This window comes from Fodinibius sp. GM21 (assembly GCF_058386955.1).
Genome location: NZ_JBYEIQ010000002.1, coordinates 517,031 through 531,501 on the forward strand (window position 1 = coordinate 517,031; position 14,471 = coordinate 531,501).

Sequence of the window (14,471 nt, forward strand, 5' to 3'; positions counted from 1 at the left end):
ATGCTAATTTAGTTTGTCGGCAGTTGGAAGAGAAACACCGCGCAGATCGAGCCACCATCCGTATTGATTAAAATTGAGTCCCGTTATTTCATTTCGCTGCAGCGCCGTCGGGAACACCCGAAAGCGAAATAGTTCAGGATAATTCTTATATAATGTGTCATTATAGTTCTTTATGAGGGGAGCCTGATGCGTAACCCAGAGATCAATATTTCTTGTAGGGGTACGAAGGTTGGTCATCTTCAGTTCCACGTCTTGGCGTTCCATTATTTTTCCCAGGTCCGCCAAGTACGTCCGGACAAATGGATCTTCAGAAAAAACGGCATATAAATCACCTTCAGCAATGGTGGTATCTGATGGCTGCTGATCAACGGTAGAATCAGGAGCAACTAAAGAGCCGGGCAATTGTCCAAAGTAGGATGAGGTATTAGCATATGCCAAGCGTGAGATGCGGCTCGCAATTTCATCCGTAATATCTGCTTGCGGGTTAAAACGGACTGATATTTGATTAAAATTATTCCGTCTCGTTAATGTATACCGATCATTGAATCCCCCCTTAAGGGTACCTGCATCGGTAGCAACATTTTTAATAATATTAGGACCAAGTTCAGGGAGTAAATGGATATTGCCTAATCCCATTTGTCGCATTAGGTTTGACTCGGAGTTGCTTGTTAGAATGTCAACTCTGTTCAGGCTAATAGTTTTGTAGTCATGATATTTTTGAGATTTTGCAAAGATATAGGCCGAATCTGCTCTTTGGGAAGAGAGCGTAAATGGACCTGTACCAACCGCTGCGAAAGAGTTTGGTGTGCTGCTAACAGCCTCCCGTGGATAGAGAACCGCATAGGGCGAAGCGAGCTTTTTTAAAAACTGTGGATCTTGTTCATGGAGTTCAAAAGCGACCGTGCTATCGTTTGGTGTTTGGATTCCTGAAACTTCAGAAAGTGTTCGTTTTTTAGGTTCATAGACCTTGTGCTGTTCCTGATAAAAGGGCTCAAAACCTTCAATGTCCCAAAACAATTTTGCAGCTGTAGGTGGATTACCTGCTTTGGCCATTCGTTCAAATACGAACTTTACATCATGGGCGGTGAGTCGACGTCCGGTTCCGGTGCTAAATACGTCACTGTCGTGATGATAAATATTTGGGTTGAGAGTGAATGTATAGGTAAGCGAGTCGTTGCTTACTTCCCAGCTTTTTGCAACGGCAGGCACAGTATTTCCGTTGGCATTCAGTCGGACGAGTCCTTCATAAACGAGTTGTAGAGCCCGCATGGTAGCCCCGTTTTCGGCCAGTAGAGGATCAAAACTTGTAATCGATTGATATTCGCCAATAACCAGTTTTCGGAAATCCGAATCATCACTGGGAGTGTATTCATCAGTGGTATCAGCAGGGGCTGAAGCGGTGGGTGCATCTTCAATAACGACTGTTTCCGGCTGTTTACATCCCCACAGTAACACCAACGATAAAATAAGTACAGGTAAATAATTCTGCGAGCTAAGTAATTTCATGATCCGAAAATTATGGTTGATAACGATTATTTATCCGACGGTTCTTGTTGTTGAGTTCCTTTTAAGCCCTTAATGCCTTTTACAGCTTTTTCATTCAGGAGATTCGTATCATAAGAGCGAATACGCCCAACCTTTTTCTGATGCTGTTCGGTAGCTATGTCAATCAATGTTAGCATTAATTCGCGCATATTCATTCCGCTTTCTTCCCAAAGGTAAAATGAGAACGAGCCCGGAATGGTGTTAATTTCATTAAAATAGAGCTCTTTGGTATCTGCATTGATCAGAAAATCGAGCCGGGCAATACCCGAAGCCCTAAATAATTTAAATATCTTTTCTGATAGTGACTTAATTTTCTGCGTAAGCTCATCAGGAATATCCGCAGGAATTTCTCGATCTGCAGAAGCCATTCCTTTTTGGGATCCATTGTCGGACTGATATTTGTCTTCAAAAGATAATGTTTCGTCTTGTCCAAGGGGGCGTTCACAAACGCTTGTTTGAAGATCATGTGGTGTACCCAACACCGAGCAGTTGATCTCAATAAGGGGCGATATAGCTTTTTCTACCATCAGGTTTTCATCATATCGAAAAGCAGACTCTACGGCCTCAATAAGTTCATCTTCGTGCTCCACTCTGGTAACGCCGATACTGCTACCCAAATTTACCGGTTTTAGGACGAGGGGGTAACCGTGCTGCTTAGCAAATTTTAAAATCGATTGTTGATCTTTAACCCATTCCGATTCGAAAAAATCGAATCCTTCTACTACAGGAATGTCATGAGCTCTGCAAATATCTTTGGCTTTTATTTTGTCCATCCCCAGGCTTGATGCAAAAACACCACTTCCGGCATAGGGGATGTTATACATTTCGCACGTTCCTTGAAAAGCACCATTTTCTCCCTCTGATCCGTGAAAGGCCGGAATGAGGGCGTAAATAGGATAGCTGCCGGGAGTATTGAAAAATCCTTTTTTTTCTGTTTCCAGCAGCACCGGTTTCCCTAAACTATCATGAGAAAAAGTACAGTGAGTAGCTTCTTCTTTCAGCTCGTCAAGATCTTGGTAGTTTTCCATTTTCAGAAGCATATCGCCCGTTAGCCACCGACCCGATTTTGAAATATAAAGCGGTATGATGTTGTAATCGGATTCTTTGAGAGAGGCAATAGCCTGCATAGCTGTAAGCACGGAGACTTCATGCTCAGGTGAAACGCCACCAAATGCCACAACGAGATTGCGAGAACTCATGGATTAGTTTTGGATTTAGATTGATAATACTTCGAATGATAAGAAAAGATCGCCTCAGATGTGATATAAATGCAAGGAAGAAGTGGTTGGGTTCCAGCAAATAAATAAAAGCCGATCTCCCCATATCATGAAATATCAAAAAGGAGGAGATTCGGACTCTGATGCTTTGGTTATTTGTTGTTCTTGGCCATGTAATATAGCTGAATAATACGCAACTCGCTGTAGCTTACGGATTTATCGAGCTCGGTATATACTTTGCGTAGCATATGTGTTGGTATTTCATCCATGACTTCCAGCACTTCATCGCGCTTCCGGGTTGAAAGCGACGAAGCTTTTACGATTCCTTCCGGGCGTATGCTATTGCCTTCCTTAAGATATTGTTTCAGATGCTTAATGATGGTAACATCTTTAACGCCAAACTGCTCGGCTAGGTGATCGATAGATTTGCCGGCGTTATACTCTTTGCCAATTCGTTCATATGGCTCTCCGTGCTGATTTTGTTTCTCTATTTTCTCTTGTAGTGATTCGGTGTTTTCTTCAATATCGTTGGCCCGGCAGTATTTATTGATGATTTTCAGAAAATCAGTCCCATACTTTTTAAGTTTTACCGATCCCACTCCGTAAATAGGCATTACGTTGTCTTTGGATTGGGGGAAATAATAGGCCATCTCCATAAGGGTGGTATCCGGGAAAATAGCATGGGGAGGTACAGACTGTTGGTCGGCCAGTTCTTTACGTTTCTGTTTTAGCTGTTCAAACAGATCTTTATCGTAGTTATTTTCCACGTCGGCAGACGTGCGATCAATTGCCTCATCCGCCACTACGGTGTCGCTGCGGTCAAGTACGCCAAATACGTTTTCTTTGCCATTCAGCACAGCTTTTCCCTGATCGGTCATATGAAGAGCTCCGTGCTGCTCTTCACGGCTCAAATATCCCTGTTTAACCAAGAGTCGAGCCAGCAGGATCCAGTGTTCCTTAGCCCACTCGTTGCCAATATCATACGTAGAAAGTTGGTCATGACCATTTTCTAATACCTTTTCTTTGGTGGATCCTCGCAAAACATCAGCAATATAGTAGGCATCAAATTCTTCGTCGGTACGGGCGATGCAAGAAAGCATTTTCTGTGCTTGCACGGTAAGATCTTCCACCTCGGCATCAACAGACAAGCAGTTGTCGCACATGCCGCACTCATCCTTTTCATAGGTTTCACCGAAGTATTTCATCAGCGGTACACGACGGCACTCGTCGGTTTCCAAAAATTTCATCAGATCTTTGAGGTGCTTTTCTGCTACCTCTTTTTCTTTCCCTTCTTTTTGATTGATGAAATACTGAATTTTCTGCTTATCGGATCGGCTGTAAAGCAATAGGCAATCCGAACGAAGACCATCACGCCCGGCCCGACCGATCTGCTGGTAATATGATTCAATATTCTTGGGCATATCGTAGTGCATTACAAACCGCACATTGGGTTTATCAATTCCCATCCCAAAAGCAATGGTAGCTACGATAATAGAGACGTCATCGCGAATAAATAGCTCTTGGTTTCGGTTGCGCAACTTTTTCGATAACCCCGCATGATAAGGTTTAACAGAGTGCCCTGCTTTCTTCAATTCTACGAAAAGCTCTTCTACCTGCTTGCGCGAAAAACAGTAAATAATGCCGGACTGTTTCTTGCGCGTGTATAGAAAGTCCAGCGTTTGTTCCACCGGATCTTCCTTGTCAGCGACTTTCAGGAATAGATTTTTACGATCAAAACTGGCCAAAAAGGTGTCCGACTCTTCAAACTCCAGTACTTCCTTTATATCTTGACGTACGCGGGGTGTGGCGGTTGCTGTTAGCGCCAGACACGTTGCATTGGGAAAGTCTTCCCGAACTTTGGTGAGTTCGCGATAGTCGGGACGGAAATCGTGTCCCCATTCTGAAATACAGTGAGCCTCATCAATCGTAAATAGATCAACATTTTGATTGGAAAGCAGATTTCGTGTGCGCTCCATCAGCAGTGTTTCAGGCGCGAGATACAGCAGTTTGATCTCTTTGTTTTTTAATCGCTGTATGTTGCGCTCATATTCCTGCTCGGTAAGGGAGCTATTGAGGTAAATAGCAGGAATATCGTACTGTTGAAGCTGCTCTACCTGGTCTTTCATCAGCGAAATAAGTGGTGATACAACCACGGTCAATCCATCAAAAAGGAGTGCCGGGATTTGGTAACAGAGTGATTTTCCACCCCCCGTGGGCATAATGACGAGCGTATCCTTTTCGTCCATGACGTTTGAAATAATATCTTCCTGCAGAGGACGAAAATCTTCGAAGCCAAAAACGTTATTGAGTTTACTGCGTGCTTCTTTAATCATGTATCGCTGAGGTATTTGAAAATCTGCTTGAACAGATCGAATTGCTATTAGAAATTTCTGTTCCCAAAGTAAGGCTTTGTTCTGATAAAAGATGCCACCGTATTTACGATGGCATCTAAAAAGTAGGTAAATATAAGATTATTACTTGCTCAGATAAAGGTTTTTAAACTCGTATGGTTTTTTGAAGTGTTCGTCGTTGAAATCCTCCATAAAGTAGATGGTTTCGCCGGTGGATTTCATCTCGGGGCCAAGCTCTTTTTTGACCTCGGGAAATTTATCAAATGGGAATACCGGTTCTTTAATGGCCCATTTTTCAAGCGTAGACGTAAGATCTTTTTTGTCAAAGTCTTTTAGCTTTGCTCCAAGCATCACTTTTACAGCAATTCGTGCTTCGGGACGTCCGGTGGCTTTTGCCAGAAATGGAATCGTCCGTGTTGAACGCGGATTGGCTTCCAGTACATATACATCATCTCCTTTGACGGCATATTGTACATTCAGGAAACCCTTTATATTCATGTTAGAGGCTATTTTCTCGTGATACTCTTTGATTTTTTCGATGGCGGTATCGCTCAGCGAATAAGTGGGAATTACCGCAGTAGAGTCGCCCGAGTGTACGCCGGCCGGCTCAATATGCTGCATGATGCCGGCGATATGCATATCGTCTCCATCGTAAACGGCATCTACATCTACCTCAACGGCATGTTCCAAAAACTTATCGATGAGGAAAGCATTTTCGGGATGAGTGTCTAGAACGCGCTGGGTATAAAATTCAAGCTCTTCCTGTTTTACGGCGATACGCATTCCTTGCCCGCCGAGCACGTAACTGGGTCGGATGAGTACCGGGTAGCCGATGCGATCAGCGATTTCAAGTGCTCCTTCCACATCTTCGGCTGTACCGTAAGAGGGAAATGGAATATCAAGGTCCCGGAGAAACTCTGAAAACGATCCGCGGTCTTCGGCAAAGTTGATCATCTCAAAATCAGTTCCGAAAATCTTAATGCCTTCTTCCACAAACTTTTTCCCGAGCTTAAGGGCTGTTTGTCCGCCCACTTGCAGGATGACGCCCTCAGGCTGTTCGTGCTCATAAATATCCATTACACGCTCCCAGAAAACCGGCTCGAAGTAAAGCTTGTCGGCGGTGTCAAAATCTGTAGATACCGTCTCGGGATTGCAGTTAATCATAATCGCTTCGTAGCCCATCTCCTGAGCGGCTTTAACAGCATGTACACACGAATAATCAAACTCAATACCCTGACCAATTCGGTTAGGGCCGCTGCCGAGAATAATGACTTTCTTTTTATCGGATACTTCACTTTCGTTCTCCCCGTCATAAGCTGAGTAGAAATAGGGTGTTTCCGCAGGAAATTCTGCCGCGCAAGTATCAACAACTTTGAAAGAAGGTTTTAGATTTAATTCGTGGCGTTTTTTACGTACTTCTTTTTGAGTAACCTCGCCATTGCTCTGGCTTAGCAGCCAGGCAATCTGTTTATCTCCAAAGCCGGCTTGTTTTAGTTCAAACAGGTCATCTTTGCTGATGGTATCAAGTGATTGTCCTTCAGTTCGATTTTCAAGGGATACCATGTAACGAATTTGCTGCAAAAACCATGGATCTACCTTTGTAATGTCTGCTATTTCTTCGACGGATGCCCCTAATTTAAAGGCATTTCGAATATTCAGCATACGATCCCAATAAGGCTTTTTGAGTCGCTCGCGGACCTCCTTGCGATCAATCTCATTATATCCATCGGCGCCTAATCCGGCCCGGCCGATTTCAAGCGATTGATACGCCTTGTTCAGTGCTTCAGGGAAATTTCGCCCGATTGACATCACTTCGCCCACCGCCTTCATCTGGGTGGTAAGTTCTTCATCCACATTAGGAAATTTTTCAAAGTTGAAGCGGGGGGCTTTCACGATGACATAATCTATAGACGGCTCAAAGCAGGCCGAGGTATTTCCGGTTATCGGGTTCGGGAGTTCGTCAAGATTGTATCCGACTGCGAGCTTCGTAGCAATTTTGGCAATGGGGTATCCCGTTGCTTTGGATGCGAGAGCAGAAGACCGGCTTACGCGGGGATTAATTTCGATAGCCACAAAACGGTCGCTGCCCGGCTCAACAGCGAACTGCACATTGCATCCGCCGGCAAAAGTTCCGATCGAGCGCATCATCTTAATGGCCGCATCGCGCAGCATCTGGAACTGCTTGTCGGTAAGTGTTTGGGATGGTGCCACAGTCACAGAGTCGCCGGTGTGTACGCCCATTGGATCGATGTTTTCGACCGTACAAATGATGACCACGTTGTCGTTGGGGTCGCGCAGTAGTTCAAGTTCGTATTCTTTCCATCCGAAAATAGATTCCTCAATGAGCACGCGGTGTACGGGACTCATTTCAAGGCCGCGGCGTACTTTGCGTTCAAATTCGTCCTCACTCCATACGATACCGCCCCCGGCACCGCCCATGGTAAAGGAAGGACGAATAACGATAGGCAGTCCGCCCAGTTCTTCGGTTATTTCTTTGGCCTCGAGCATTGATTCGGCGGCGCGACTGCGGCACTGGGGAATATCAATTTCGTCCATAAGATCTCGAAATTGCTGGCGATCCTCGGTGATATCCACGGCGTCAATATCCACGCCAATGACCTTAATTCCATGTTCTGTCCAATAGTTTTCCTGTTGCAGGTTTCGTGTCAGGTTCAAGCCCGTTTGTCCGCCCATGGTAGGCAGAACAGCATCCGGACTTTCAATTTCCACAATTTCTTTGATGGATTCTTCGGTAAGCGGCTTCAGGTAGATCTCATCGGCCATCATAGGATCGGTCATGATGGTAGCCGGATTGGAATTTATCAGTACTACTTCATAGCCGTCTTCCCGCAGTGATTTGCAGGCTTGTGATCCGGAGTAATCAAATTCACAAGCTTGGCCAATTACAATTGGACCTGATCCGATGATAAGAATTTTGTTGATGTCGTCGCGTCGTGGCATTTTGTTTTTGCTGGTCTATTCGTTGATAGATTATAATTTTTTAGTTGGGACACGGCGCACCGTGTCCGAAGGAATTTACGTGATCTATGCTGGTTGTCCCTTTCCTTCTTTTATCATATCGAGGAACTGATCAAAGAGGTAACGAGAGTCGTGCGGACCCGGTGATGCTTCGGGATGGTATTGTACCGACATGCCCGGGAAGTTCTTGAATCGCAGTCCCTCAATGGTTCCGTCATTTAAGTTTTTATGCGTCACCTCTACTTTTGACTCATCAAGTGCTTCTTCATCTACGGCAAAGCCATGATTTTGCGTCGTGATTTCGACTAATCCGGAGTCCAGGTTTTTTACCGGATGATTGGCGCCGCGATGTCCTACATACATTTTTGTCGTCTGAATACCTTCCGAGAGGGCCATCAGCTGATGACCAAGGCAAATACCAAATATCGGCTTGCCCGAATCCTTGGCGTAGTTTACAGCATCCAATGCATATTTGGCCGTGGCATCGGGATCTCCTGGTCCGTTGCTAAAGAAAAACCCATCGGGATTCCATTGATCGAGTTCTTCTTTGAAGTCACCTTTGGCTGGGAATACACGCAGTGTGCAACCTCGCTCTACCAGATTATCGATGATGCTTTGTTTAATACCGTAGTCGAAGGCTGCTACTTTGAAAGGGCCGTCGCTGTGTACGGTTTGCGGTTCCTTTCGCGTAACTTCGGTAGCAAGTTCAAGGCCGACCATATCATCCCAATTCTTGGCCTTTTCCACCAATTTATCCTCATCGAGTTCAGTAGATGAGATCACGGCGTTCATCACACCTTTGCTTCGGATATGTCGGACAAGTTTTCGGGTATCAATACCGCTGATACCGACTACTTCGTTGCGTTCCAGATATTCCTGCAGGTTGCTGTCGGCTTGTTGATTGCTGTGCTCCCAAGAAAATGATCGAACGATAAGTCCGGCAATCATGACTTTGCGTGCTTCGTCGTCGCGGCTCATAGTACCATAATTTCCGATATGGGGATAGGTCATCATCATAAGCTGCCCATAGTAGCTGGGATCGGTAAAAATTTCTTGATAGCCAACCATGCTGGTGTTGAAACAGAGTTCACCACCGGTGGTACCTTTTTTACCGATGGCAAAGCCGTGCTCGACGGTACCGTCGGATAGGGCAATGATAGCTTTATCTCTGGGATAGAGTGACATAGTGAGGGTGTATTGGTTTTGTGGGATTAAAGTTTAGACATAAAAAAAATCCGACTAACAAAGAGTCGGATTTTAAAAAAGGGAATGGAATGTGAGATTTCCGAATCCAGGGACTGTTCGGAAATTTTTTGAGGCAGTTGAGCCTGCCATCTACTACAAATTTTGTAGACTTAGAGATCAAAAGAATTCTGTTAGAACATCAAGATTTCAAAATTGTGTAGTTCATTTTGCTCCAGCGCAAAACTGTGGAAAGATACAAATCCGAGCCTCTATTTTCAACGAAAATTTTATAGAAACTGTAACCTATTGCGCCTGACGACTTTGGATAATGAATTCTTTATTCCATTGGTCATATGAGACAGAAAGTTCATTCGGGCGACAGCAAACCTGACAGTCTTCAATATATTTTTGCGTATTGCCCTGGGAGGGGTCCACGAAAGTGTGATTCACTTCTCCGCAGTATGCGCAGCGAAATTCACTTCCTTGTGATTCAGCGGAATGCTTCATCAAGTTAAAGTTTTGAAGTGTTGGAGTATTGAAGTTTAGTACTACTGTAAGGATTGAGATTTATAATGATCTTACTTCTAAACAATTAAAAGAACTTTTGACAAATGCCAACAGTGAAAAATTTTGAAGAGTTAGATTGTTGGAAAGAATCACGAAAATTAGTCAATCAAAATTATGAATTGACTAAAAAACCAAGATTTAGAAAAGATTTTGGACTACGAGACCAGATTCAAAGAGCAGCTGTATCTTCTATGACAAATATAGCTGAAGGTTTTGCTCGATACTCTAGAAAAGAGTTTATAAGGTTTCTGGATTATACTCAAAGTTCATGTGAAGAAGTTATACTTCGAAACTTCAGAACTTTAACACTTTTACCAAAGCAACATCTTCATACAAAAAACACTGCCCCCGCTTTTGAGAAATTCATAGGTACTTACCTCGTGAACAGAGAACCCGTTATCGCGGAGATTCTTATTGACATCGGTGCATCCCTGTTGGATGATCACATTACGGCCATCGGGACACGAAGCATTACAGGCGAAAAGCTCCTCAGCCTCATATTTAGAAGCTTTGATCACGGTATCAAACACCTTGTTGATCATCTCGAGTCCCTCATCAGTAAAAGCCTCGGGATAAATAAGAGCGGTATGCTCATCCAGCACACACAAACACGTGTCCAGATGATAGAATGTTTCGTCTACGAGTTCGAGTGCTAAAATAGGTATATCAAAAGTTTTGGAAATGGTTTCGTAGGCCTCTAATGATGATCGATACCCATATCCGCCCCAGAGCAATCGTTTGCCCGTATGCCATATTGCGTCGCCACACCCCTCAAAATCGCTGATCTTATCCTCATCCAGGTAATGAATTTCATAGCCGTTTTGGCGATACCACTGTTCAATATAGGGCACCTCGTCTTTGCGTTGATCAGCATGCATGATGCTCATAAAGGCATGCTCATTGCCTTCTTCGTCGATATAGGGCAGGCTCTGGTTTGCACAAAAAACCATGTCCGGCAGCCCTTCCTGATCTTCGATAACGTGGATGTTTATTCCAATTTGATCGAAAAGTGATCGCACGAGATTCCACTCATTATGGGCTTCAATTTTATCGACCTTGCCGACCTGATCGGCCATATGGGGATTTATAACATAATCTACAGAATAGTGAAGCGGACGTACCATCAGCACTTCGGTAGGTAGCGGCATGGATGGACGTTCATCAACGGTAAAGTCAATTTGATCTGCGGATGTAATTACTTGCGCCATAAATATTAAACTTAGTTACAGTATTTCAGAAAGGTTCTCCCATAAATCGGACTCCTAAAATAACCATTTGTATAAAAGAATAAACTTTAAACCCGTTTTTATCTATACCTAAATTATTGAATACGGGATTAAGGAAAGATTCGTTAGTTTAAAGCTTCAACTTAAAAGAAACAATGTTATGCTGCTGGATCACGAATTACTTTCGCAATTGGCTCCGCTGGAGCTGCGTGCTCGAAAGATTGTGGAAGGGTTCATCTCCGGTTTGCATAAAAGTCCGCACCATGGATTTAGCGTTGAGTTTGCTGAGCATCGGCCGTACAATCCCGGTGATGAAATCAAGCATATCGACTGGAAAGTATATGCCAAAACCGAACGGCTTTATGTAAAAAAGTACGAGGAAGAGACGAACCTCCGTTGCTATGTTTTGTTGGATACCAGCAGCTCAATGTTTTATAAATATTTTAGCCCCTGGAGCAAATTGCGTTATGCCATCCACTTTGGATCTTCGCTCATGTACCTGATGAATCGACAGCGCGACGCCTGCGGGTTGATTACTTTTGATGAGGGGATTAATAATTTTATTCCTGCGAAGTCCTCCTATTCACATCTGCGATTGTTGTTTACAGAGTTTGAAAACTTACTGGAGCAGGAAAAGAATGCGGATAAAAATAAACGTCAAACCGCTACGGCGCAGGCGATGCACGAGGTGGCCGAGCGGCTAAACCATCGTAGTTTGGTTGTGGTGCTTACCGATCTTTTTGAAAATGTAGATAAGCATGATCAGCTTATTTCAGCCTTAAAGCACCTGCGGCACAGTAAGCATGAGGTACTGCTCTTTAACGTTTTGGAAGAAAAAAGTGAGCGGGAATTGGATTTTCCTGATCGGCGCCTGGTGATGCAGGATATGGAAACGGGATCACAGATGGAAGTAGTGCCGTCACAGATTCGCGAGGATTATCAGAAAAAGGTTGAGGAGTTGACGCACAAATTTAAGATGGCCTGCAGCGAGTTCCAGATTGACTTCGAACAATTGGATACACAAAGTAATTTTGATATGGCACTGCTGGCATATCTAAATAAGCGTAAACAGTTGGGATAAAATGGTTTAGGGTTATTTTATAATATCTAAAAAGTTTAATTGTTTATAAGATCTCAAAGTCGGAGCGGATAGCTCTGTAATAATTTTAATTAAATTATTTACTCTATGAGATCTAAAATAAAAAGACTTGTTTCAGCTTCGTTTGCATTAATGTTGATGTTTGCTGTTGGCGCAAATATTGCTATTTCACAAAATACTGGTCAACAAAGTCAGGTAGATGGGGAAACTGTAGTTGACAAAATGAATAGCAACGACAAGTTATCAGATTTTACCGCCCTTGTTGAAGCATCCGGCTTTGCCCAAGTGCTCACACAGCAAGGTACTTATACGGTGCTTGCACCAACAAATGAAGCGCTTGAAAGTGAAGGAGTGGATGTTGAGGCCGCCAAAGAAAATAGAGATAAGGCACAGAAAGTTGTGCAAAGTCATTTGTACCAGGGGGAAATTTCTTCCGAGAAGGTGAAATCTTCTATGGGAGTCAAGATTGAAGAAAAAGATGAGTCTGCGGCTAATGGCATTGTTTATATTGTTGATCAAGTCGTAAAACGATAGTATTTCGCATAGGCTATAATCTCTATTTAAAAGGTCCTTCGCTCAGAAGGGCCTTTTTTATGTAACATTAGCATTGCGCAGCATTTTTTCCAGCAGCCGAGGGAAAAACCGTTTTAGGTAAACGCCCCATATTTCTTTTCCGCCAATATAAATTTCTTCCTTTTCTTTTAAGATTTGTGGGATGAGTTTCTCGGTAAATTCATCAGCTGGCATGCCATTTTCTTGTCCCTTACCCATTTTATTGTGCTTGCTTCCATCACCTTCAAGCGCATTTTTTGTAACATTTGTTTTAATAAATCCCGGGCAGACCAGCGAAATGTTAATGTTATCCTGATAAACCTCTTGGCGGAGGGCATCAAAATAACCGTGCAAAGCATGTTTGGAAGCGGCATAACTCGATCGCAGCCGTGTGCTAAACTTTCCCATCACGCTGCTGGTAACCACAATATGACCCGACTGACGCTCTATCATGGAAGGGAGCACTGCCTTTGTTAATGCTACAGAACCAAAGAAATTAATGTCCATCACTTTGCGAACAACCTCCAGTTTTGTATTAATGGCCTCCGATCGCTGACTGATGCCTCCGTTATTAAAGAGGTAATCAATATGTCCGAATATATTGAGCGCTTCGTCAGCTATAGCTGGAAGTTGATCTGTCTTGGCAAGATCAAGCGTGATGATATGGACATCGGAAGGGTTTTTGCAATTGTTTTTAACTTGTGTCAGTGCTTCTTTGCGCCGCGAGGAGAGAATAAGTTTTGCGCCCCTGTTGCTGAGTTCGTAGGCAAGTGCTTCTCCAATGCCCGACGAAGCACCGGTAATCCAGGCAATTTTATCTTGAAATGACATAGTGATAATAGCTAATTAGAAATCAGTAAAACAAAGTTGATGCCGCTCAAAATGTAGAAACGAGTCAAGTTTGACAAGTGGGATGTGCAGAGTTCAAAAGGTCTGTTCAGATACTCTGCAAAGTTTGCTATTTTATTACGATCAACGATTTGGAAGTAAAAGCTGTTTGTGACTCATTATTATAAGTAAAAATAAATATTGTGAGACCAAAGCATAGCATATTATTAGTTGAAGATGAAGAGGAACCGGCAGAGATGTTGGCAAATTTCCTGGAAATGAATGATTATGAGGTGCTCGTGGCCCATGAAGGGAATCGGGCGCTGGAGCTTGTTGAGCAACATGCCGGAGAAATACATCTGGCCATTCTCGATATAATGGTTCCTAATGTAGACGGAAAGGAAATTTGTAAGCACATTCGCAGCCATCCGGTTTTGAATGATATTCCCGTGATATTCTTAACCGCTAAAGATGAAGAACAGGATGAGATTGAGGGATTGGAGCTGGGAGCTGATGATTACATCCCCAAACCCGCCAGTCTCCCACTGGTTAAGGCGCATGTAGAATCATTGCTGCGTCGCCAAAATCCGCAGAAAGCCAACTGGTTGCAGTATGGTGATACTTATCTGGATACGGATGCCAAGGAGTTGTATGTGGATGATGAAAAAATTGATCTGACGTCAACGGAATACACATTAATTGAGCTATTTTATCAAAACCCAAAGCGTGTGTATACGCGGCAAGAAATTTTGGAGCACATAACTGAGGATGATCGATATGTTTTTGATCGCACGGTGGATGTGCACGTTAAAAATCTGCGCTTGAAGATGGGAGATGCCGGAGAGGTGATAAAGACCTATCGCGGTATTGGTTACGGGTTGAATCGCGAAGTCGTAAAGGTATAATTATTGAAGAATATGAT

11 protein-coding genes and 1 pseudogene are annotated in these 14,471 nt (G+C 43.5%); 4 read left to right on the forward strand and 8 right to left on the reverse strand.

Annotation, left to right across the window (positions count from 1 at the left end; translation table 11 throughout):
- Nucleotides 1–3: 3 nt before the first annotated feature.
- The 6 genes from ACT3IB_RS06180 to ACT3IB_RS06205 form a co-directional block, all read right to left on the reverse strand.
- A complete protein-coding gene (locus tag ACT3IB_RS06180; RefSeq protein WP_491538131.1) occupies nucleotides 4–1,506 on the reverse strand; it encodes an ABC transporter substrate-binding protein in 1,503 nt (500 codons plus the stop codon).
- Nucleotides 1,507–1,532: 26 nt separating this feature from the next.
- Nucleotides 1,533–2,744, reverse strand: coding sequence for a D-alanine--D-alanine ligase (locus ACT3IB_RS06185; RefSeq protein WP_491538132.1), 1,212 nt, complete (start codon nucleotides 2,742–2,744; stop codon nucleotides 1,533–1,535).
- Nucleotides 2,745–2,914: 170 nt separating this feature from the next.
- Nucleotides 2,915–5,095: a DNA helicase RecQ gene (gene recQ / locus ACT3IB_RS06190; protein WP_491538133.1), complete on the reverse strand. Its 2,181-nt coding sequence runs from the start codon at nucleotides 5,093–5,095 to the stop codon at nucleotides 2,915–2,917.
- A gap of 141 nt (nucleotides 5,096–5,236) precedes the next feature.
- The gene (carB, locus tag ACT3IB_RS06195) at nucleotides 5,237–8,074 is read right to left on the reverse strand and encodes a carbamoyl-phosphate synthase large subunit (RefSeq protein WP_491538134.1); all 2,838 of its coding nucleotides are present in this window, start codon (nucleotides 8,072–8,074) and stop codon (nucleotides 5,237–5,239) included.
- 84 nt (nucleotides 8,075–8,158) lie between these two features.
- Nucleotides 8,159–9,277, reverse strand: coding sequence for a glutamine-hydrolyzing carbamoyl-phosphate synthase small subunit (gene carA / locus ACT3IB_RS06200; protein ID WP_491538135.1), 1,119 nt, complete (start codon nucleotides 9,275–9,277; stop codon nucleotides 8,159–8,161).
- Between the two features lie 303 nt (nucleotides 9,278–9,580).
- Nucleotides 9,581–9,784, reverse strand: coding sequence for a CPXCG motif-containing cysteine-rich protein (locus tag ACT3IB_RS06205; protein WP_491538136.1), 204 nt, complete (start codon nucleotides 9,782–9,784; stop codon nucleotides 9,581–9,583).
- A gap of 104 nt (nucleotides 9,785–9,888) precedes the next feature.
- Between ACT3IB_RS06205 and ACT3IB_RS06210 the strand changes: the two are divergent.
- Nucleotides 9,889–10,116, forward strand: a pseudogene (locus ACT3IB_RS06210) (four helix bundle protein); the annotation flags it as partial.
- A gap of 39 nt (nucleotides 10,117–10,155) precedes the next feature.
- On the opposite strand, the gene ACT3IB_RS06215 reads toward ACT3IB_RS06210, so the two are convergent.
- Nucleotides 10,156–11,052 (reverse strand): dimethylarginine dimethylaminohydrolase family protein, encoded by an 897-nt coding sequence (locus ACT3IB_RS06215; RefSeq protein ID WP_491538137.1) that lies wholly within the window; start codon nucleotides 11,050–11,052, stop codon nucleotides 10,156–10,158.
- Between the two features lie 178 nt (nucleotides 11,053–11,230).
- On the opposite strand from ACT3IB_RS06215, the gene ACT3IB_RS06220 reads away from it, so the two are divergent.
- Together ACT3IB_RS06220 and ACT3IB_RS06225 are read left to right on the forward strand one after the other, a co-directional pair.
- Nucleotides 11,231–12,151: a DUF58 domain-containing protein gene (locus ACT3IB_RS06220; RefSeq protein WP_491538138.1), complete on the forward strand. Its 921-nt coding sequence runs from the start codon at nucleotides 11,231–11,233 to the stop codon at nucleotides 12,149–12,151.
- Nucleotides 12,152–12,256: 105 nt separating this feature from the next.
- Complete coding sequence (locus tag ACT3IB_RS06225) at nucleotides 12,257–12,703, forward strand: fasciclin domain-containing protein (protein WP_491538139.1); 447 nt, start codon at nucleotides 12,257–12,259, stop codon at nucleotides 12,701–12,703.
- Nucleotides 12,704–12,760: 57 nt separating this feature from the next.
- Here the strand turns inward: ACT3IB_RS06225 and ACT3IB_RS06230 are convergent, their stop codons facing one another.
- Entirely contained in the window at nucleotides 12,761–13,552 is a 792-nt protein-coding gene (locus ACT3IB_RS06230; RefSeq protein WP_491538140.1) for an SDR family oxidoreductase, read from the reverse strand.
- Nucleotides 13,553–13,752: 200 nt separating this feature from the next.
- Between ACT3IB_RS06230 and ACT3IB_RS06235 the strand changes: the two genes are divergently transcribed.
- Entirely contained in the window at nucleotides 13,753–14,454 is a 702-nt protein-coding gene (locus ACT3IB_RS06235) for a response regulator transcription factor (protein WP_491538141.1), read from the forward strand.
- The last annotated feature ends 17 nt before the right edge of the window (nucleotides 14,455–14,471 follow it).